Origin of the sequence: Aequorivita marisscotiae, assembly GCF_029814825.1 — a bacterium.
Taxonomy (GTDB): domain Bacteria; phylum Bacteroidota; class Bacteroidia; order Flavobacteriales; family Flavobacteriaceae; genus Aequorivita; species Aequorivita marisscotiae.
In genome coordinates this window covers 1,923,607-1,942,891 of the sequence record NZ_CP122379.1, presented here as the reverse complement: position 1 = coordinate 1,942,891, position 19,285 = coordinate 1,923,607, and the positions used below count along the sequence as shown (strand labels likewise).

The 19,285-nt window shown below is 38.8% G+C and carries 15 protein-coding genes and 5 tRNA genes; all 20 read right to left on the bottom strand.

Annotation, left to right across the window (positions count from 1 at the left end; all coding sequences use genetic code 11):
- Positions 1-51: 51 nt before the first annotated feature.
- The 20 genes from rpoC to QCQ61_RS08775 all read right to left on the bottom strand — a co-directional run bounded on the left by rpoC (position 52) and on the right by QCQ61_RS08775 (position 19,273).
- Complete coding sequence (gene rpoC / locus QCQ61_RS08870) at positions 52-4,350, bottom strand: DNA-directed RNA polymerase subunit beta' (RefSeq protein WP_279450249.1); 4,299 nt, start codon at positions 4,348-4,350, stop codon at positions 52-54.
- Between the two features lie 78 nt (positions 4,351-4,428).
- Positions 4,429-8,241 carry a DNA-directed RNA polymerase subunit beta gene (gene rpoB / locus QCQ61_RS08865; RefSeq protein ID WP_279447275.1) on the bottom strand — a complete coding sequence of 1,271 codons (3,813 nt, stop codon included), beginning with the start codon at positions 8,239-8,241 and terminating at the stop codon, positions 4,429-4,431.
- 137 nt (positions 8,242-8,378) lie between these two features.
- Positions 8,379-8,753: a 50S ribosomal protein L7/L12 gene (rplL, locus tag QCQ61_RS08860; RefSeq protein WP_237604113.1), complete on the bottom strand. Its 375-nt coding sequence runs from the start codon at positions 8,751-8,753 to the stop codon at positions 8,379-8,381.
- A gap of 95 nt (positions 8,754-8,848) precedes the next feature.
- Positions 8,849-9,370, bottom strand: a complete 522-nt coding sequence (gene rplJ, locus QCQ61_RS08855; RefSeq protein ID WP_279447274.1) for a 50S ribosomal protein L10 — start codon at positions 9,368-9,370, stop codon at positions 8,849-8,851.
- A 12-nt stretch (positions 9,371-9,382) separates the two neighbouring features.
- Positions 9,383-10,078, bottom strand: a complete 696-nt coding sequence (gene rplA, locus QCQ61_RS08850; RefSeq protein ID WP_279447273.1) for a 50S ribosomal protein L1 — start codon at positions 10,076-10,078, stop codon at positions 9,383-9,385.
- A gap of 21 nt (positions 10,079-10,099) precedes the next feature.
- Entirely contained in the window at positions 10,100-10,537 is a 438-nt protein-coding gene (gene rplK, locus QCQ61_RS08845; RefSeq protein ID WP_279447272.1) for a 50S ribosomal protein L11, read from the bottom strand.
- 64 nt (positions 10,538-10,601) lie between these two features.
- A complete protein-coding gene (gene nusG, locus QCQ61_RS08840; protein ID WP_279447271.1) occupies positions 10,602-11,156 on the bottom strand; it encodes a transcription termination/antitermination protein NusG in 555 nt (184 codons plus the stop codon).
- A 4-nt stretch (positions 11,157-11,160) separates the two neighbouring features.
- Entirely contained in the window at positions 11,161-11,436 is a 276-nt protein-coding gene (gene secE / locus QCQ61_RS08835; RefSeq protein WP_279447270.1) for a preprotein translocase subunit SecE, read from the bottom strand.
- Positions 11,412-11,484: transfer RNA gene (locus tag QCQ61_RS08830), tRNA-Trp, on the bottom strand. The genes secE and QCQ61_RS08830 overlap by 25 nt, the downstream gene beginning before the upstream one ends.
- Before the next feature lie 191 nt (positions 11,485-11,675).
- On the bottom strand, positions 11,676-12,863 hold the full coding sequence (gene tuf / locus QCQ61_RS08825; RefSeq protein ID WP_279447269.1) for an elongation factor Tu: 1,188 nt from the start codon (positions 12,861-12,863) through the stop codon (positions 11,676-11,678).
- A 56-nt stretch (positions 12,864-12,919) separates the two neighbouring features.
- Positions 12,920-12,991: transfer RNA gene (locus QCQ61_RS08820), tRNA-Thr, on the bottom strand.
- Between the two features lie 212 nt (positions 12,992-13,203).
- Positions 13,204-13,276, bottom strand: a tRNA-Gly gene (locus tag QCQ61_RS08815).
- 389 nt (positions 13,277-13,665) lie between these two features.
- Positions 13,666-13,747, bottom strand: a tRNA-Tyr gene (locus QCQ61_RS08810).
- A 128-nt stretch (positions 13,748-13,875) separates the two neighbouring features.
- Positions 13,876-13,949 (bottom strand) — tRNA-Thr (locus QCQ61_RS08805).
- Positions 13,950-14,062: 113 nt separating this feature from the next.
- On the bottom strand, positions 14,063-14,365 hold the full coding sequence (hpf, locus tag QCQ61_RS08800) for a ribosome hibernation-promoting factor, HPF/YfiA family (RefSeq protein WP_279447268.1): 303 nt from the start codon (positions 14,363-14,365) through the stop codon (positions 14,063-14,065).
- Positions 14,366-14,427: 62 nt separating this feature from the next.
- A complete protein-coding gene (locus tag QCQ61_RS08795; RefSeq protein ID WP_279447267.1) occupies positions 14,428-15,312 on the bottom strand; it encodes a tyrosine-type recombinase/integrase in 885 nt (294 codons plus the stop codon).
- A 149-nt stretch (positions 15,313-15,461) separates the two neighbouring features.
- A complete protein-coding gene (rpsU, locus tag QCQ61_RS08790; RefSeq protein WP_279450248.1) occupies positions 15,462-15,656 on the bottom strand; it encodes a 30S ribosomal protein S21 in 195 nt (64 codons plus the stop codon).
- A gap of 77 nt (positions 15,657-15,733) precedes the next feature.
- Complete coding sequence (locus QCQ61_RS08785) at positions 15,734-17,152, bottom strand: carboxypeptidase-like regulatory domain-containing protein (RefSeq protein ID WP_279447266.1); 1,419 nt, start codon at positions 17,150-17,152, stop codon at positions 15,734-15,736.
- Between the two features lie 22 nt (positions 17,153-17,174).
- Entirely contained in the window at positions 17,175-18,341 is a 1,167-nt protein-coding gene (locus QCQ61_RS08780; RefSeq protein WP_279447265.1) for an acyl-CoA dehydrogenase family protein, read from the bottom strand.
- Between the two features lie 47 nt (positions 18,342-18,388).
- Positions 18,389-19,273 carry a ComEA family DNA-binding protein gene (locus tag QCQ61_RS08775; protein ID WP_279447264.1) on the bottom strand — a complete coding sequence of 295 codons (885 nt, stop codon included), beginning with the start codon at positions 19,271-19,273 and terminating at the stop codon, positions 18,389-18,391.
- Positions 19,274-19,285: the final 12 nt, after the last annotated feature.

The following is a 19,285-nucleotide window of genomic DNA, read 5'->3' as shown; positions in this document are numbered from 1 at the left end:
GCGGCGGTAGAGACGCAATGCCTTGCGTCTCTACCGCACCAGATCTACATATTAATTATAATTTACTTCTTGCTTTGCTTGATTCATTTCTTCCAGCTCTTGTTTAGAACCCACGATTATAGTATCATACTTACGCATACCGGTACCGGCTGGTATTTTATGACCTACAATAACGTTTTCCTTTAAGCCTTCCAACGTATCTACTTTACCAGCTACTGCGGCTTCGTTTAATACCTTGGTGGTTTCCTGGAAGGAAGCTGCAGAGATAAACGATTTGGTCTGTAAGGACGCTCTCGTAATACCCTGAAGTACTGGAGTTGCCGTTGCGGTAATCACATCGCGAGCTTCAACAAGTTCTTTGTCGTTTCTTCTCAACAACGAGTTTTCATCACGAAGCATTCGTGGCGATAAAATCTGTCCTTCCTTTAGGTTTTCAGATTCTCCTGCATTGGTAACTACTTTCATTCCGTAGATTTTATCGTTCTCTTCAATAAAATCGTCTTTATGCGCCAATTGATCCTCCAAAAAGGTTGTATCTCCCGGATCTTCAATTTTCACTTTTCGCATCATTTGACGAACAACAACCTCAAAGTGTTTGTCGTTAATCTTTACCCCTTGCAGACGGTAAACCTCTTGAACTTCGTTCACAAGATATTGCTGTACTGCAGATGGGCCTTTAATGCGAAGAATGTCTTCTGGTGTAATAGATCCGTCTGATAATGGCATTCCTGCACGAACATAATCGTTTTCTTGAACGAGAATTTGGTTTGAAAGTTTAACCAAGTACTTTTTCAATTCGCCTAATTTAGACTCAACGATAATCTCGCGGTTACCACGTTTTATTTTTCCGAAAGAAACCACACCATCAATCTCGCTAACTACTGCTGGATTTGACGGGTTACGCGCTTCAAAAAGTTCGGTAACTCGCGGAAGACCACCCGTAATATCACCTGCTTTTGCAGACTTACGAGGAATTTTCACCAGTACTTTACCAATCTTAATCTTGTCGCCGTCATCCACCATAATGTGGGCGCCAACAGGCAAGTTATAGCTACGGATTACTTCGTCTTTCTTCCCTAAAATTTGCAGGGTTGGAATACGTTTTTTATCTCTGGATTCTGAAATTACCTTTTCTTGGAAACCAGTTTGCTCATCAATTTCAACTTGATAGGTTACCCCTTGAACAATGTTTTCGTATTTAATTTTTCCAGCAAATTCCGAAATAATTACCCCGTTATAAGGATCCCAAGTACATACTACATCGCCCGCTTTTAGCGTATCGCCATCCTTCACATTAAGTGTAGAACCGTATGGAATGTTATTGGTACTTAGTGTAATTCCTGTTTTCTTATCAACAAGTTTTATTTCAGAAGTACGAGAAATAACAATATCTACTGTATTGCCTTGATTATCTTCGCCTTTAACGGTTTTAAGATCTTCAATTTCGGCTTTTCCGTCAAATCTTACAATTAATTTGTTTTCTTCGGAAATGTTACCTGCAATACCCCCAACGTGGAAGGTACGTAGTGTAAGCTGTGTTCCTGGCTCACCAATAGATTGTGCCGCCACAACACCTACAGCTTCGCCACTTTGTACCATTTTATTGGTAGCAAGGTTACGACCGTAGCACTGCGAACAAATACCTTTTTTAGCTTCACAAGTAAGCGCAGAACGCACTTCAACACTGTCTAAAGGAGACGCTTCAATTGCATCGGCAATTTCTTCTGTAATATGGTCGCCAGAAGCCACCAATAATTCCTTGGTAAGTGGGTTTACAACATCGTTAAGAGCTGTACGCCCTACGATTCTGGCTCCAAGAGTTTCAACTACTTCTTCGTTTTTCTTTAAGGCCGAAACCTCAATGCCACGAAGCGTATAGCAGTCTTCAATATTAATGATAACATCTTGCGAAACATCTACTAATCTACGTGTTAAGTACCCTGCATCTGCCGTTTTAAGAGCGGTATCTGCAAGACCTTTACGCGCCCCGTGGGTAGAGATAAAGTATTCAAGAATTGAAAGACCTTCTTTAAAGTTGGAAAGAATTGGGTTTTCAATAATTTCACCACCTCCGGAGTTAGATTTTTTAGGCTTAGCCATCAAACCACGCATACCTGTTAACTGGCGAATTTGCTCCTTAGAACCCCTCGCACCAGAATCAAGCATCATATACACAGAGTTGAAACCTTGCTGATCTTCGCGAATTCGTTTCATAGAAAGTTCGGTAAGTTCGGCGTTGGTTGCTGTCCAAATATCAATTACCTGGTTATAACGTTCGTTATTGGTAATAAGCCCCATGTTATAGCTATTGATAATGCCATCTACTTGCGAATTGGCATTGTCTATCATAGTTTGCTTTTCGGCTGGGATAATAATATCGCCCAAGCTAAAGGACAAGCCACCTTCAAAAGAGTACTTATACCCCAAGGTTTTAATTTCATCAAGGAAATTAGCCGTAGCAGGTACCGATGTTACTTTCAATATTTTACCAATAATATCACGAAGTGATTTTTTGGTCAATACTTCATTTATAAAACCAGCCTCAACAGGCACTTTTTCGTTAAAGATTACTCTTCCTAAAGTAGTAGTAATAATTTGTTTAGCTAATACGCCTTCTTCGTTGAAGTCTTCGGTACGAATTTTAATCTCGGCATTAAGATCTACTCTGCCTTCGTTATAAGCAATTATTGCTTCCTCGGCTGAATAGAAGGTAAGCCCTTCGCCTTTTACAACCACATCGCCCATGGTTTTTTTCAATTTGGTCATATAATACAGACCCAAAACCATATCCTGTGAAGGAACCGCAACTGGCGAACCATTTGCTGGGTTTAAAATGTTGTGAGAAGCCAACATTAAAAGTTGACATTCCAAAATTGCCTCTGGCCCAAGTGGAAGGTGAACCGCCATTTGGTCACCATCAAAATCTGCGTTAAACGCGGTACATACCAATGGGTGCAACTGGATTGCCTTTCCTTCAATTAATTTAGGCTGGAAAGCTTGAATACCCAATCTGTGCAATGTAGGGGCCCGGTTAAGCATAACAGGGTGGCCTTTTAACACATTTTCAAGAATATCCCAAACTACAGGCTCTTTTTTGTCTATAATTTTCTTTGCAGATTTTACGGTTTTTACAATTCCTCTTTCAATCAATTTACGGATTACAAAAGGTTTGTAAAGCTCGGCCGCCATATCTTTTGGAAGACCACATTCAAATAATTTTAATTCTGGGCCTACAACAATTACCGAACGTGCTGAATAATCTACACGCTTACCAAGCAAGTTTTGACGGAAACGACCCTGTTTTCCTTTTAATGAATCTGAAAGAGATTTCAGGGGTCTGTTACTATCTGTTTTTACTGCGGAAGATTTACGTGTGTTATCAAACAATGAATCTACCGATTCCTGAAGCATACGTTTCTCGTTTCGGAGAATTACTTCGGGAGCTTTTATCTCCATCAATCGTTTTAAACGGTTGTTTCGGATAATTACTCTTCGGTAAAGATCATTTAAATCTGAGGTTGCGAAACGACCGCCATCAAGTGGCACCAACGGACGTAATTCTGGTGGAATAACCGGAACTACTTTCATAATCATCCATTCGGCTTTATTTTCGCGGTTTTTATTTGCATCGCGAAGTGCTTCTACAACTTGAAGACGTTTTAACGCTTCGGTTTTACGTTGTTTAGAAGTTTCGTTATTTGCTTTATGACGAAGGTTGTATGACAGTGTATCTAAATCAATTCTCTGTAAAAGATCGATCAAGCACTCTGCTCCCATTTTCGCAATAAATTTATTTGGATCGGTTTCTTCCAAATATTGGTTTTCTGCCGGAATTGAATCTAGAATTGCTAGATATTCTTCTTCGGTAAGGAAATCCATTTTTTTAACGTCTTCTCCTCCTTCATATTTAGCAATACCTGGCTGAATTACTACATAGCGTTCGTAGTAAATAATCATATCCAGTTTCTTAGACGGCAATCCAAGAAGGTAGCCAATTTTGTTTGGAAGGCTACGGAAGTACCAAATGTGTGCTACGGGAACAACTAAATTAATATGCCCCACACGGTCACGACGTACTTTCTTTTCCGTTACTTCAACACCACATCGGTCGCAAACAATACCTTTGTAGCGGATTCTTTTATATTTACCACAGGCACATTCGTAGTCCTTTACAGGGCCAAAAATACGCTCACAGAAAAGACCGTCGCGCTCTGGTTTGTGCGTACGGTAGTTTATTGTTTCGGGCTTTAATACTTCGCCACGTGATTCTGCCAAAATAGATTCAGGAGAAGCCAAACCAATAGAAATCTTATCGAATTTCTGTACTGTGTTTTCTTTATTTCTGTTCATCATGTTGAAAAAATGATTATTTGTTTTATTGTGGTCGAGGCGCAATGCATTGCGCCTCGACCGAAATAACCCTTCGGGTTATTCTTCTAATCTAATGTCAAGACCCAAGCCTTTCAATTCGTGCATAAGTACGTTGAAAGATTCTGGTAATCCTGGTTCTGGCATGGTTTCGCCTTTTACGATTGCCTCGTAGGTTTTTGCCCTTCCAATAACATCATCAGATTTAACAGTCAATATTTCTCTAAGCGTGCTGGATGCACCGTATGCTTCAAGCGCCCAAACTTCCATCTCTCCAAAACGCTGACCACCAAATTGTGCTTTACCACCAAGCGGCTGTTGCGTAATAAGTGAGTACGGCCCTATAGAACGTGCGTGCATTTTATCGTCAACCATATGGCCTAGTTTTAGCATATAGATTACCCCTACGGTTGCAGGTTGATCAAAACGCTTACCAGTTCCACCGTCGAATAGATGGGTATGCCCGTATCTCGGAATTCCAGCTTCATCTGTTAATTCATTAATCTGGTCTATTGTTGCTCCGTCGAAAATTGGAGTCGCATACTTGCGTCCTAATTTTTGACCAGCCCATCCAAGTACCGTTTCATAAATTTGCCCAATATTCATACGCGATGGTACCCCAAGAGGGTTTAACACGATATCTACCGGGGTTCCGTCTTCGAGGAAAGGCATATCTTCTTCACGTACAATACGTGCAACAATACCTTTGTTACCGTGACGTCCCGCCATCTTGTCTCCTACTTTTAGTTTACGTTTTTTAGCAACGTAAACTTTGGCAAGTTTCAAAATTCCTGAAGGAAGCTCATCACCTACAGAGATGGTAAACTTCTCTCTACGCAAGTTACCTTGAAGATCGTTTTCCTTAATTTTATAGTTGTGCATTAAATCTGCCACCAATTCGTTGGTTTCATCATCGGTTGTCCAAGTACCTCCAATTAAGTGAGTGTAATCGTCAACTGCGTGAAGCATTTTTAATGTAAATTTCTTTCCTTTAGGGAAAACTATTTCACCAAGATCATTGCTGATACCTTGTGCTGTTTTTCCACCTACGATAGCGAAAAGCTTTTCAACTAAAACATCTTGAAGTGCAACAAATTTTGCTTCGTATTTTGCTTCAAGTTCTGCGATGTCTTCTTTGTCTTTTGCGCGCTTGCGTTTGTCTTTAACGGCACGGGCAAAAAGCTTTTTCTCTATGACTACACCGTGCAATGAAGGTGAAGCTTTAAGTGAAGCATCTTTTACATCGCCTGCTTTGTCACCAAATATGGCGCGAAGCAATTTTTCTTCTGGCGTAGGATCACTTTCACCTTTTGGCGTAATTTTTCCGATTAGGATGTCACCGGGCTTTACCTCGGCTCCAATACGGATCATTCCATACTCATCCAAATCTTTAGTAGCCTCTTCCGATACGTTTGGAATATCGTTCGTTAATTCTTCGTTACCTAGTTTGGTATCGCGAACTTCCAGCGAATATTCGTCTATATGAATAGAAGTAAAAATATCTTCGCGAACTACTTTTTCAGAAATAACAATTGCATCCTCAAAGTTGTACCCTTTCCAAGGCATAAAGGCAACCTTCATATTTCGTCCGAGTGCCAATTCACCTTTTTCGGTAGCGTATCCTTGGCAAAGTACCTGACCTTTTTTCACTCTATCGCCTTTACTTACAATAGGCTTTAGGTTAATGGAAGTACTTTGGTTTGTTTTTCTGAATTTTACTAGTTGATACGTTTTTTCATCCGCATCAAAACTAACCATACGTTGGTTTTCGGTACGGTCGTATTTTATAGTAATTTCATTAGCATCAACATATTCAACTACACCATCACCTTCGGCATTTATTAGCACACGACTATCTGAAGCAACTTGTCTTTCAAGACCTGTTCCTACGATTGGCGAATCTGCAATTAATAATGGTACCGCCTGGCGCATCATGTTTGAGCCCATCAAAGCACGGTTAGCATCATCGTGCTCAAGGAACGGAATTAACGAGGCCGAAATAGAAGCAATCTGGTTTGGTGCAACGTCTGCATAATTTAATACAGTTGGATCTACCAATGGGAAATCGCCTTCCATACGCGCAATAACCTTTTCAGCTTCAATTACTCCATTGTCTGACAATGGAATGTTAGCTTGGGCAATGTGCATATCTTCCTCTTCTTCAGCAGAAAGGTAGATCGATTCATTTTTAAAATCAATTTTCCCATCATTCACTTTTCGATATGGCGTTTCAATAAAGCCTAGGTTGTTTACTTTGGCAAACACAGAAAGTGAAGATATTAAACCAATGTTTGGTCCTTCTGGAGTTTCAATTGGGCAAAGTCGGCCATAATGTGTATAATGTACATCTCGAACCTCAAAACCTGCTCTTTCACGTGATAAACCTCCAGGCCCAAGTGCCGAAAGACGACGCTTATGCGTAATCTCTGCAAGTGGGTTGGTTTGGTCCATAAACTGCGAAAGCTGGTTGGTACCAAAGAAAGAGTTGATTACTGACGAAAGTGTTTTCGCATTAATCAAATCTATAGGTGTAAACACCTCGTTGTCACGCACGTTCATACGTTCGCGGATGGTACGTGCCATACGTGCCAGACCTACTCCAAACTGCTGGGAAAGTTGTTCGCCTACAGTACGTACACGACGGTTACTAAGGTGATCAATATCATCAATCTCAGCTTTGGAATTAATAAGCTCGATTAAGTATTTTACAATGGTAATAATATCTTCCTTGGTAAGCACTTGCTTGTCCATAGGGATATCAAGACCCAGTTTTTTATTCATTCTGTAACGGCCTACTTCCCCAAGGTTATATCTCTGGTCGCTAAAGAAAAGTTTGTGTATAATGCCACGCGCAGTTTCTTCATCCGGTGGTTCAGCGTTACGAAGTTGTCTATAAATATGTTCTACCGCTTCTTTTTCGGAGTTGGTAGGATCTTTTTGCAGTGTATTGTGAATAATGGCGTAATCTGCCAATAGGTTATCCTCTTTGTGCAACAAGATTGTTTTTGAGCCAGATTCAATGATTTCATCAATGTGCTCTTTTTCAAGAACGGTATCACGGTCTAAAACAATTTCGTTACGTTCAATAGATACAACCTCGCCGGTATCTTCATCTACGAAATCTTCATGCCACGTTTTAAGTACACGGGCGGCAAGTTTACGGCCAATATATTTTTTAAGTCCAGTTTTTGAAGCTTTTACTTCTTCTGCCAGGTCAAATATTTCAAGAATATCTTTATCCCTTTCAAAGCCAATAGCACGGAATAGTGTTGTTACAGGTAATTTTTTCTTACGATCTATATAGGCGTACATTACGCTGTTGATGTCTGTGGCAAACTCAATCCAAGATCCTTTAAAAGGAATAACACGGGCAGAGTAAAGCTTCGTTCCATTTGCGTGGAAAGATTGGCCAAAGAACACACCAGGTGAACGGTGAAGTTGTGAAACCACAACACGTTCGGCCCCATTAATGCAGAAAGTTCCGCTAGGGGTCATGTAAGGAATAGTACCGAGGTAAACGTCCTGCACGATAGTTTCAAAATCTTCGTGTTCGGCATCTGTACAGTACAGTTTTAAACGCGCTTTAAGAGGGACGCTATAGGTAAGGCCACGTTCTATACATTCCTGAATGGAATATCTTGGTGGATCTACGAAATAGTCTAAAAACTCTAAAACGAATTGATTACGGGTATCGGTAATCGGGAAATTTTCCAAAAAGGTTTTATACAATCCTTCTTGGCCTCTTTCTTCTGATTTGGTTTCCAACTGGAAAAAATCCTGAAAGGATTTAATCTGAATGTCCAAAAAGTCGGGGTAATCCGGCTTATTTTTTACAGAGGAAAAATTCAATCTTTCAGTTTGCGTTGCTGACATCTATGGACGGAATTTTAATTAAAATGAAATTGAAAAAACGTATAAAAAAGGGGTTAACCATTATATACGCAAAATGGTTTAGGCCTTTCCCGAACTATCGGGAAGACCTAAACCTTAAGGTTTGGAACGTTGTAAGCTTACTTAAGCTCAACCTCAGCTCCAGCTTCTTCTAGTTGTGCTTTTAAAGCTTCTGCTTCATCTTTAGATACACCTTCTTTTATTGGAGAAGGAGCACTATCAACTAATTCTTTTGCTTCTTTAAGACCAGCACCAGTTAATTCTTTAACTAGTTTTACAACTGCAAGTTTAGAACCACCAGCAGCCTTCAACATTACTGTGAATTCTGATTGCTCTTCAGCGGCTTCTCCACCACCAGCAGCAGGTCCGGCCATAGCTACTGCAGCAGCTGCAGGCTCTATACCGTACTCGTCTTTTAATATTGTAGCTAACTCATTAACTTCTTTTACTGTTAAGTTAACTAATTGTTCTGCGAAATCTTTCAAATCTGCCATTTCTATCGTTTTTAAAAATAATTGTGTTTATATAAATTAAATTAGTGCAATACCATTTCTTTAAATCTCCATTTAAAAAAGGAGTTTTAAAGGTTTTATCCTTCTTTTTCGGATAAGGTTTTAACAATTCCCGCGATTGTACTACCACCACTCTTAAGAGCCGAGATAACATTTTTAGCAGGCGATTGTAACAACCCGATAATTTCTCCAACAAGTTCGTCTTTAGATTTAAGTTCAACCAGACTATCCAATTGGTTGTCGCCAACGTAAATTGATTCTTGGATATAGGCTCCTTTTAAAAGCGGCTTATCAGATTTTTTTCTAAATTCTTTAATTACCTTGGCAGGTGCGTTACCTGTTTCAGAAAACATTAAAGACGTGTTGCCTTTTAGTATTTCTGTTAATTCGCCAAAGTCTTTATCAGAACTCTCCATTGCTTTTTTAAGCAACGTGTTCTTAACCACTGCCAACTGCACACCTGCTTTAAAACAAGCACGACGAAGGTTGGTAGTGTTCCCTGCATTAAGGCCTGAAATATCTGCTAAATAAATATTAGCACTATCAGACAACTGTGCAGTCAACGTTTCAATTACTTGTGATTTTTCTTCTCTTGTCATAATTTCCAGTTTTTACTGCTCAGTAAACCTTTTTGTGTCAACTTCAACTCCTGGGCTCATAGTACTAGACATATAAATACTTTTAATGTATATACCTTTTGCCGCTTGTGGTTTAAGTTTAACGAGGGTTGTTAATAATTCTCTTGCGTTTCCGGCAATTTTTTCGGCATCAAAAGATGCTTTTCCAATTGCTGCGTGTACGATACCGGTTTTATCTACTTTAAAGTCGATTTTACCAGCTTTTACATCTGAAACGGCTTTAGCAACGTCCATTGTTACTGTACCTGTTTTAGGGTTTGGCATAAGGCCACGAGGCCCTAATATACGTCCTAAAGGACCCAATTTACCCATAACGCTTGGCATAGTTACAATTACGTCAACATCTGTCCATCCTCCTTTAATTTTGTCGAGGTACTCATCAAGACCTACGTAATCTGCTCCTGCTTCTTTGGCTTCGGCTTCCTTATCTGGAGTTACCAATGCCAAAACTTTTACGTCTTTACCGGTTCCGTGCGGAAGGGTAACAACGCCTCTAACCATTTGGTTCGCTTTACGTGGATCTACGTTAAGGCGCACTGCAAGGTCAACGGAAGCATCAAAGTTTACGCTGGTGATATCTTTTATTAAAGCAGAAGCTTCGGCCACGGTATAGGTTCTATCCTCTACCTTTAGTTTAGCTTCCTTTTGCTTTTTAGTTAATCGTGCCATTTTATAGTTTCTTTTTTCAAATTAAAAAGGTGCATCACCTTTTACTTTAACTCCCATAGAACGTGCAGTACCAGCTACCATTTTCATAGCAGACTCGATGGTAAATGCATTAAGATCGGGCATTTTATCTTCCGCGATCGTTTTAATTTGGTCCCAAGAGATTGTGGCTATTTTTTTTGCGTGTGGTTCACCGGAGCCTTTTTTTGCTTTAGCAGCTTCTAGTATTTGAACGGCAGCGGGTGGAGTTTTAATGATAAAATCGAAAGATTTATCTTTAAAAACCGTGATCGCTACTGGCAATACCTTTCCTTGCTTATCCTGGGTTCTGGCATTAAACTGCTTACAGAACTCCATGATGTTAACACCGGCAGCACCAAGAGCAGGTCCTACTGGTGGTGATGGGTTAGCAGCACCTCCACGAACTTGCAACTTAACTACTTTACTGATTTCTTTTGCCATTTCTAATTTTTGATGTGGTTATTCAAAAGTGGAAGCCTTCGAAAAAACCTATTAAGCGTAACAATTAAACTTTTTCTACTTGCATATAACTCAATTCCAGTGGTGTTTTTCTTCCGAAAATCTTCACCATTACTTCGAGTTTGCGTTTTTCTTCATTAATTTTTTCTACCGTTCCGTTAAATCCGTTAAATGGACCATCTATAACTTTTACGGTTTCGCCAATGGTAAAAGGTATATTTACACTATCGTCTTTTACAGATAGCTCATCTACTTTACCTAACATTCTGTTTACTTCAGATTGTCTGAGCGGCACAGGGTCTCCACCTTTGGTTTCACCCAAAAAGCCAATTACCCCATTTATAGATTTTATAATATGTGGAATTTCACCCCCTAAGTTAGCTTGGATCATTATATAGCCCGGAAAGTAAACACGTTCTTTGTTTACCTTTTTTCCGTTGCGAATTTGAATTACCTTTTCAGTAGGTACCAGCACCTGATCAACATAATCTTCAAGGCCCAATCGTTTAATATCGCTTTCGATATACGATTTAATCTTGTTTTCCTGCCCACTAACTGAACGGACTACGTACCACTTTTTTGTATTTGTTGTTTCGGTCATTTTTTTACGACTTGATCCAATCAAAATATATTCCGACCACTTTGCTGAAAACGGTATCTACACCCCATACAGCCAAAGCCAAGAGAACAGAAAAAACCGCTACAATAACAGTTAACTTCTGCGCTTCTGCCCACGTAGGCCAGGTAACGTGATTTTTAAGTTCTTTATACGATTCTGTAATATAGTTTACCATGACGTCGCTATTAAAATTTCTTGTTCCCAAATTTTGGGCTACCTGTTTTAGCAGATATTTAGCACGGGTTGCGAGACTCGAACTCACGACACCTGGTTTTGGAGACCAGTGCTCTACCAACTGAGCTAAACCCGTAGATAAATATTTCTATTTTATCTTTCTTTTAGTTTTACTCCCGATTAGTATGCGAGCGTTAAACTATTTTTAATTCAGCAATCTGAATTACAACACAGGTTTACAGACCAACAGATTGGTTAAACCCACTTTAAAAGCCAAGGTATCTCGAAGTAAATTCGAGACACCCAGAACTTTTAATGATATAATAATTATTCTAAAATTTCAGTTACCTGACCTGCACCTACAGTACGTCCACCTTCACGGATAGCGAAACGAAGACCTACATTCATTGCGATTGGTTGAAGCAACTCAACAGTAATAGTTAAGTTATCACCAGGCATAACCATTTCAACACCATCAGGAAGCATAATTGTTCCAGTTACGTCAGTTGTACGAACGTAGAACTGTGGACGGTAGTTGTTGTGGAATGGAGTGTGACGCCCACCTTCTTCTTTCTTAAGGATATAAACCTCAGCTTTGAATTTAGCGTGTGGAGTTACAGAACCTGGCTTAGTAATAACCATACCTCTAGATATCTGTGTTTTTTCAATACCTCTAAGTAGGATACCAGCGTTATCACCAGCTTCACCTCTATCAAGGATTTGACGGAACATTTCAATACCAGTAATTGTAGAAGTTAATTTTTCAGCTCCCATACCGATGATTTCAACTGGATCTCCAGTTTTAGCAATACCAGTTTCGATACGACCTGTAGCAACAGTTCCACGACCAGTAATTGAGAAAACGTCTTCGATAGGCATCAAGAAAGGCTTCTCGATATCACGAACTGGCTCTTCAATCCATTGATCAACTTCTTCCATTAATTTAAGAAGCGCATCTACCCATTTTTGCTCACCGTTAAGTGCACCAAGAGCAGAACCTTGAACTACGGGTCCGTTATCACCATCGTACTCGTAAAAGTTAAGAAGGTCACGGATTTCCATTTCAACTAATTCTAACAACTCTTCGTCATCAACTAAGTCTACTTTATTCATAAACACAACAATTCTAGGAATACCTACTTGGCGACCTAAAAGGATGTGCTCGCGTGTTTGTGGCATTGGACCATCTGTAGCAGCAACTACAAGAATAGCACCGTCCATTTGGGCAGCACCAGTAACCATGTTTTTTACGTAATCCGCGTGACCAGGACAGTCAACGTGTGCGTAGTGACGGTTAGCTGTTTGATACTCTACGTGAGAAGAGTTAATTGTAATACCTCTTTCTTTTTCTTCTGGCGCATTATCAATTTGATCAAATGATGTCGCTGCTGAATATCCTGCATCCGCCAAAACTTTAGTAATAGCTGCAGTAGTGGTTGTTTTTCCGTGATCTACGTGTCCAATTGTACCAATATTTAAGTGTGGTTTTGACCGATCGAATTTTTCTTTTGCCATTTTGTATTAGTTTTAATCTTAGTTATATATTAGTGTTCTATTGTATTTACAACTTGAGCCAATGATGGGAATTGAACCCATGACCTCTTCCTTACCAAGGAAACGCTCTACCCCTGAGCTACACCGGCGTTTTTGGTTTCTGCCCTTCGACTGCGCTCAGGGTGACAGTTTAAAGCCTATAAGTCAAGATTATTATAAAAAAAACTTAACCTATAACTTTTTAGAGCGGGAGACCGGGATTACCTAGACTGCACTCGGCATAAACCTAGTACCCTGCTCTCTAAATTTTTATGGAAATATTGTAAAAAACAATATCTACACATTTTAAAGAACTTTCTTGAGCGGGAGACCGGGTTCGAACCGGCGACATTCAGCTTGGAAGGCTGACGCTCTACCAACTGAGCTACTCCCGCAATTTTTTGAATAAATTCCAAATAACAAATCCCAAATTCCAACGGAAATTGAAATTGATTAAGAATTTAACCAAAAAAGATATTTTCCAATCTATTAAAGAACTATTTTCAAACATCAAGCAAACCCATTTGGAATTTGTTTATTGAAATTTGATTTTTTCAATTTCTGCCTAAGCAAAAATTGTTTGTGGGGAGAGCAGTCCCGAAGCTTCGGGAGAACCTGCGAAGATCCTCTTTCAGCTATACACTCATTTGTGGGGAGAGCAGTCCCGAAGCTTCGGGAGAACCTGCGAAGATCCTCTTTCAGCTATACACTCATTTGTGGGGAGAGCAGTCCCGAAGCTTCGGGAGAACCTGCGAAGATCCTCTTTCAGCTATACACTCATTTGTGGGGAGAGCAGGATTCGAACCTGCGAAGACGTAGTCAGCAGATTTACAGTCTGCCCTCGTTGGCCGCTTGAGTATCTCCCCAATTTTTCAATTATGAATTAAGAATGCAGAATTCACAACTAAAACTTTCAATAATCCTAATGAACTTGCAGATTTAAAAATCTACTTTTTACTTTTCATAATTCCGAATTCATAATTCTGAATTATTGAGCCGATAGAGGGACTCGAACCCACGACCTGCTGATTACAAATCAGCTGCTCTAGCCAGCTGAGCTACATCGGCTTTTTGACCTCTTTTTAAGACTGTTTTTCAGCCATAAAAAAGTCCGCTATTTCTAACGGACTGCAAATGTAGAGAAATTATTTTTTCTACAAAACTTTTTCTAAAAAATAATACTATAAATATGCTTTTTGTTTTTGCTTTCTTTTTTTTAGCTGTCGCTCCATCGCCTTAACAACTTCATCTGTAGCCTCTTCAAAGGTTTTTGCTTCTTTTTTCACCATAACCTCATCGCCAGGCAAACTTAGCAATACTTCTACGATTTTATTTTCCTTCTCACTTGTTTTCTGAACTTTTAAAAATACATCTGCAAATACTATTTTATCGTAATACTGCTCTAGCTTAGACAACTTTTTTTCTACAAATACTAAAAGTTCCTCTTTCGCTGCAAAATTGGGAGTTTGTACGTTTACTTTCATATTATATAATTTTTTAAGTTTATACGTTACGTATTTTTATGCCATAAGTCTGTCTCAATTTTTTAGTTTCGTGGATGGGAGCTTTTATAAACTTCTTTCAATTTTGCTATACTGTTTTGTGTGTAAACCTGGGTAGAAGCTAAACTGGAATGACCCAACAACTCCTTTACCGCATTTATATCTGCTCCTTCATTTAAAAGATGGGTAGCAAAAGAATGCCGCAAAATATGCGGACTCTTCTTTACCTTTTCTGAAGTTTTACTAAAGTATGAATTTATAATACGATAAACAAGATTTTCGTAGATTTTAACCCCTTTTTGGGTAAGAAATAGGTATTCCGAATCGTTGCTGTTTTCCAGTTGGTTTCGATGGGGCACATACGCCTCTATGGTTTGTATTACTATGGGCAAAAGTGGCATAATGCGCTCTTTGTTCCGTTTGCCCAATACTTTTACTGTTTTTTGTGAAAGTGATACGTCGCTTAACTTTATATTAATTAATTCTGCCCTTCGAATTCCTGTAGAATAAAAAAGCTCTACAATTAACCGGTCGCGCAATCCTATAAAATCACTTTGCAATGCTAGGAATTCCAGCACGCTACTAATTTCGGTTTCTGAAAATGGCACTTGAATTTTTTTTGAAATTTTAAGCGATTTGTGCTTTGCCAACGGATTAACCTCTATCTGCCCTATTTTCAACAGAAACTTATAATAGGTATTAAGCGAGGATATTTTTCGGTTTACCGTACGATTTGAAATACCCGAATCTACAAGCATTACAATCCAACTACGTACAATTGCATAATTTACCGTATCAATATTGGCATACTGATATTCGTCCGAAGCAAATTTCCCAAAATCGCGCAAATCTTTTAAATAAGCAGTTATGGTGTTTGGCGAATACTTTTTTTCGAGTTGGAGATAATCTGTAAAAGCTTGAAAAGACATTTTGCTAGTTTCGTTAACAATTCCATTTTAGTTACGAGATCCTAAAAATAACGCAATAACTTAACAACCCAATGGCTTTCACCCATAAAAAAAATCCGATGGAAATTAGTTCCAACGGATTTTTAGATTCTCTCTTCAAAAAAGAAATACTAGATTTCTTCCTGATCTCTTAAGTTCTGAATATATTGTGCTTTCTGCATTTGCGCTCTCTTCTTAACTGAAGGCTTTGTGAAAGCTTGTCGCGCACGCAATTGGCGCATTGTTCCTGTACGATCAAATTTACGCTTAAAACGCTTTAGCGCTCTGTCGATATTTTCTCCGTCTTTAACTGGTATAATTAACATAGTGTCATCACCTCCTCTCTTTAGGTCGGCAAAAGTAATATTTAATATTGAATTACAAACACAGAATTTAAAAAAAATCACTCTTTATACAATGAAGCACGTTTGCTCAAATCCTGAATAAGCTTCTGCTCTTCTTTACTCTCCAACAATACGTTGTAATTTTCCCAGAAAAGAGCATTGTAGGGTTTGCTGGAAAAAACATCTGCATCCCAGTTGTTTTGAAGCAATTCTTGGCTTACCAATTCTGGGTCACGGATTATATCGGTAAATAAAATTTCTTGAACAGTATAGTAGTATTGCTCGCCCTTATCAAAGCCTGGTTCGGCTTCAGTTTTTATTCTATCGGAAGATCGGTCGCCCGTATTTACAAGTTTTGGCGTTTCGTAATACACATAATTGGGGTACATTTTTCCGTTATAGTCCTTATACGTTATAACAAGTTTATGGATTGTTTGCGTATCAAAAAGACTTTTGCTCCTTCTTTTTTGAACATCGGATGCAGCAATTAGTTCGTATTCCACTTTTTTAATGGCGTAATTGTCGTAATAAATATAAATCCACCCTTTGGGTTCAAAACCTTCATTATAAATATTAGGCGTGCTTAAGCCTACAAAATCTGCACCTTTTTCAATTTTAATTTTATAGAGTTTTCTACCGTTATCTACTAAAATTGTATCTAATTTAAACTGGTGCATTTCCAAAGTATTTGTACCGAACAAAGCCCCCGAAACATCCGAATTTCTAACTATATTAAGCCTCCCTTTAAATAGATTGCCCAAACCATTTACTCGGCTGTCGTTCCATTTTATGGCTTCAATTAAAGCTGAAGTTTTTACGGTATTTTTATTAATATTTCCGGCCTTAGACCCGATGCTCTTTAAATAGGCCGAATACGTAAACAGACTGTCTATATCTCGTAGATCGTAGCTTTTGCGGGTTTCGTCTACATTTATTTTTAAATAATTTTTTGCCCCGGCTGCATAGCTGGAATCGTATAAAGTTATAGCGCTTTCAATAAGCCATTTGTATTCCTTTTTATTGCGTTCTTTATGACGAAGAAATCCTTTTTGCAGATACGCAACTTCAGGCAAATTGCCCGGAAGTTTTTCAATGGCTTTTTGCACAATACCATTGCCGGTAGTAGGGCGCGGATCTGCAACTATTACAACTTCATCTAAGGAAGCAACATCTTCTTCCAAATAAATATCGGAGCCGTTTTCAAATTCAGTGATTACTACATTAAAACTTTTGTACCCGATGGACGAAATAACCAAGGTATCCTGCAAGTTTTGTTGTGGCACTTTTAAAACGAAATTTCCATCGGCATTAGTTATGGAACCTACGGTGGTATTTTTAATGTACACACTGGCGCTTTCAATGGGTTGAAAGGTTAAAAAATCGGCTACTTTTCCTTTTAGCTCACTTTGAGCAAAAGTTGCTGCGGTAATTAAAAAAAATAGTAGTGTGAGAAAATGACTTTTCCTGATATTCTTCATTCTTAAAGTTTAGGTTATAATTTTAAGTTGCAGGCTTATACTCTTTCCCTTCAATAACCATTTTTGAAATAATTTCCTTAAGTATTTCAGAAGTTCCGCCACCTATTGGCCCTAGCCTACTGTCGCGCAGTAAACGCGCCAACGGATATTCTTCCATATATCCATAACCGCCTAAAAACTGCAGACATTCGGTCATTACCTCATCGGCAACTTTAGTAGAAATTAGCTTGCTCATTGTAGCTTCCTTTACTACATATTCGCCATCGTTTAAACGTTTAGCCGTAACATAATTAAAGGTTTTGCTCACTTCAATTTCACTGGCAAGTTGTGCCACTCTATGACGCAAGGCCTGAAATTTAGAAATGCTTTTTCCAAACGCAGTTCGCTCTTTCATATATTGAATGGTGTACTCCAATGCAAACTCACTACGAGCGTGGGCGTTTATACCCATAATCAACCTTTCTAAAGCAAAATGCTGCATAATGTAAGGAAAGCCAGCGTTCTCCTCACCCATTAAATTTGTAAGCGGTATTGTAACATTATCAAAGGCTATTTCGGCAGTATCGCTGGCTCTCCATCCTAGCTTGTCCAGTTTAGTTGCCGAAACCCCTTTAGTGTCTCTATCTACCACAAAAATACTAATGCCTTTATTGCCCAATTCGGGTGCGGTTTTTGCCGCCACAATTAAATAATCGCTGTAAACGCCATTGGTAATAAAGGTTTTTGAACCATTTAAAATATAGCTATCGCCTTGTTTTACGGCGGTGGTTCGCATACCCGAAACATCACTTCCACCAAAGGGTTCGGTAATGCAAAGGCATCCTATTTTTTCACCTGTAATACTGGGGGCTAAATATTTTTCCTTTTGTTCGTGGTTCGCTTCTTTTTTAAGGTGCGTCATCGCTAAATATGCGTGCGCCCACATTGCAGCTGCAAATCCGCCACTATTTATTTTTTGAAGTTCTTCCAGAAATATTACAGTGTAAAAAAGATCGAGATCCATGCCACCGTAGGCTTCGGGCTGATAGATTCCGAAGTAGCCCATTTCACCAAATTTCTCCCAAATAAAGCGCTCAATATGTCCGGTTTTTTCCCACTTTTCAATGTGCGGCACAACTTCCTTTTGAAGAAAATCTTGAAAACTCTTTCTGAAAAATTCGTGCTCCTCTGTAAAATACATGTTATTCATACTGGTCTAAATCTATTATTTATAAGCCTTTCGGCGAATTAGAAAATTTACTCAACGGACAAATATAACTGAATTAGGCGTAACTTTCTTTCAGTCATTCCTTCAATTTTATCCAGTTCTTGAATACTGTTTATTTTTTCGCGAAGACGTCGGTATTCCCAGATATTTTTAGCCATTTTAAACGATACTCCGGGTATAGTTGAAATGTCTGAGGCAGAGGCCGTATTTATATTTATTTTTGAAATCTTTTTAGGCGTTTTTACCGTGAATAGATTAAGCGTTCGTCGTACTACAGTAGGTTCTAAACCATAAACGCTGTTTAATTGGATATCGCTTGAAAATCCGCCAATCTTTTCGCGATACGAAATAATTCGCCTGCTCAATGCTTCCCCAATGCCACTTACTTGCTGTAATTGTTCTTCGGTAGCTTTGTTGAGATCAATTTTTTGGGCGAAAGGTTTTTCAGAAAAGCCCTTTTCCGAATTATAATCTTTAAAATCTGCTTTTGGTTTCGGATTGGTAACCCATTCGGGGAATTTGAAGAACGGACTCAATTCGTCCAACAAAGAATCTGAAACGCCGGTTACTTTTTTAAAATCTGCCGTAGAATTAATCCAATTTCCAGCATTTCGATATTGCAGCAATTTATCAATTTCCTGGTTAGACATTCCTAAGGCATAGCCTTTATAATCGGTTATAAAGTTTGGATTAAAAGGATATATCTTAGGTTTTCTATTTTCTATTGCAACCAATCTAAGCGAATCCAATTCGTTTTGTAGCAAAATGATTTCAGTTGAAGTTGTATCCAGAACGTCTTCTTCCGAAAAATCTACAAACCAAAATACACATAGCAAGGCAACGATAAATAGCAACAAAAGCAAAATCCCACTTCGTTGCTGTTTGCTAAACGTGAAGTGGGATTTTAATTCCATATATTTTACAAT

What these genes read in the sequence shown, in the direction of transcription:
- rpoC (WP_279450249.1), bottom strand. Translation starts at nt 4,350, where the DNA reads ATGAACAGAAATAAAGAAAACACAGTACAGAAATTCGATAAGATTTCT.
- rpoB (WP_279447275.1), bottom strand. Translation starts at nt 8,241, where the DNA reads ATGTCAGCAACGCAAACTGAAAGATTGAATTTTTCCTCTGTAAAAAAT.
- rplL (WP_237604113.1), bottom strand. Translation starts at nt 8,753, where the DNA reads ATGGCAGATTTGAAAGATTTCGCAGAACAATTAGTTAACTTAACAGTA.
- rplJ (WP_279447274.1), bottom strand. Translation starts at nt 9,370, where the DNA reads ATGACAAGAGAAGAAAAATCACAAGTAATTGAAACGTTGACTGCACAG.
- rplA (WP_279447273.1), bottom strand. Translation starts at nt 10,078, where the DNA reads ATGGCACGATTAACTAAAAAGCAAAAGGAAGCTAAACTAAAGGTAGAG.
- rplK (WP_279447272.1), bottom strand. Translation starts at nt 10,537, where the DNA reads ATGGCAAAAGAAATCAGTAAAGTAGTTAAGTTGCAAGTTCGTGGAGGT.
- nusG (WP_279447271.1), bottom strand. Translation starts at nt 11,156, where the DNA reads ATGACCGAAACAACAAATACAAAAAAGTGGTACGTAGTCCGTTCAGTT.
- tuf (WP_279447269.1), bottom strand. Translation starts at nt 12,863, where the DNA reads ATGGCAAAAGAAAAATTCGATCGGTCAAAACCACACTTAAATATTGGT.
- hpf (WP_279447268.1), bottom strand. Translation starts at nt 14,365, where the DNA reads ATGAAAGTAAACGTACAAACTCCCAATTTTGCAGCGAAAGAGGAACTT.
- QCQ61_RS08795 (WP_279447267.1), bottom strand. Translation starts at nt 15,312, where the DNA reads ATGTCTTTTCAAGCTTTTACAGATTATCTCCAACTCGAAAAAAAGTAT.
- rpsU (WP_279450248.1), bottom strand. Translation starts at nt 15,656, where the DNA reads ATGTTAATTATACCAGTTAAAGACGGAGAAAATATCGACAGAGCGCTA.
- QCQ61_RS08785 (WP_279447266.1), bottom strand. Translation starts at nt 17,152, where the DNA reads ATGAAGAATATCAGGAAAAGTCATTTTCTCACACTACTATTTTTTTTA.
- QCQ61_RS08780 (WP_279447265.1), bottom strand. Translation starts at nt 18,341, where the DNA reads ATGAATAACATGTATTTTACAGAGGAGCACGAATTTTTCAGAAAGAGT.
- QCQ61_RS08775 (WP_279447264.1), bottom strand. Translation starts at nt 19,273, where the DNA reads ATGGAATTAAAATCCCACTTCACGTTTAGCAAACAGCAACGAAGTGGG.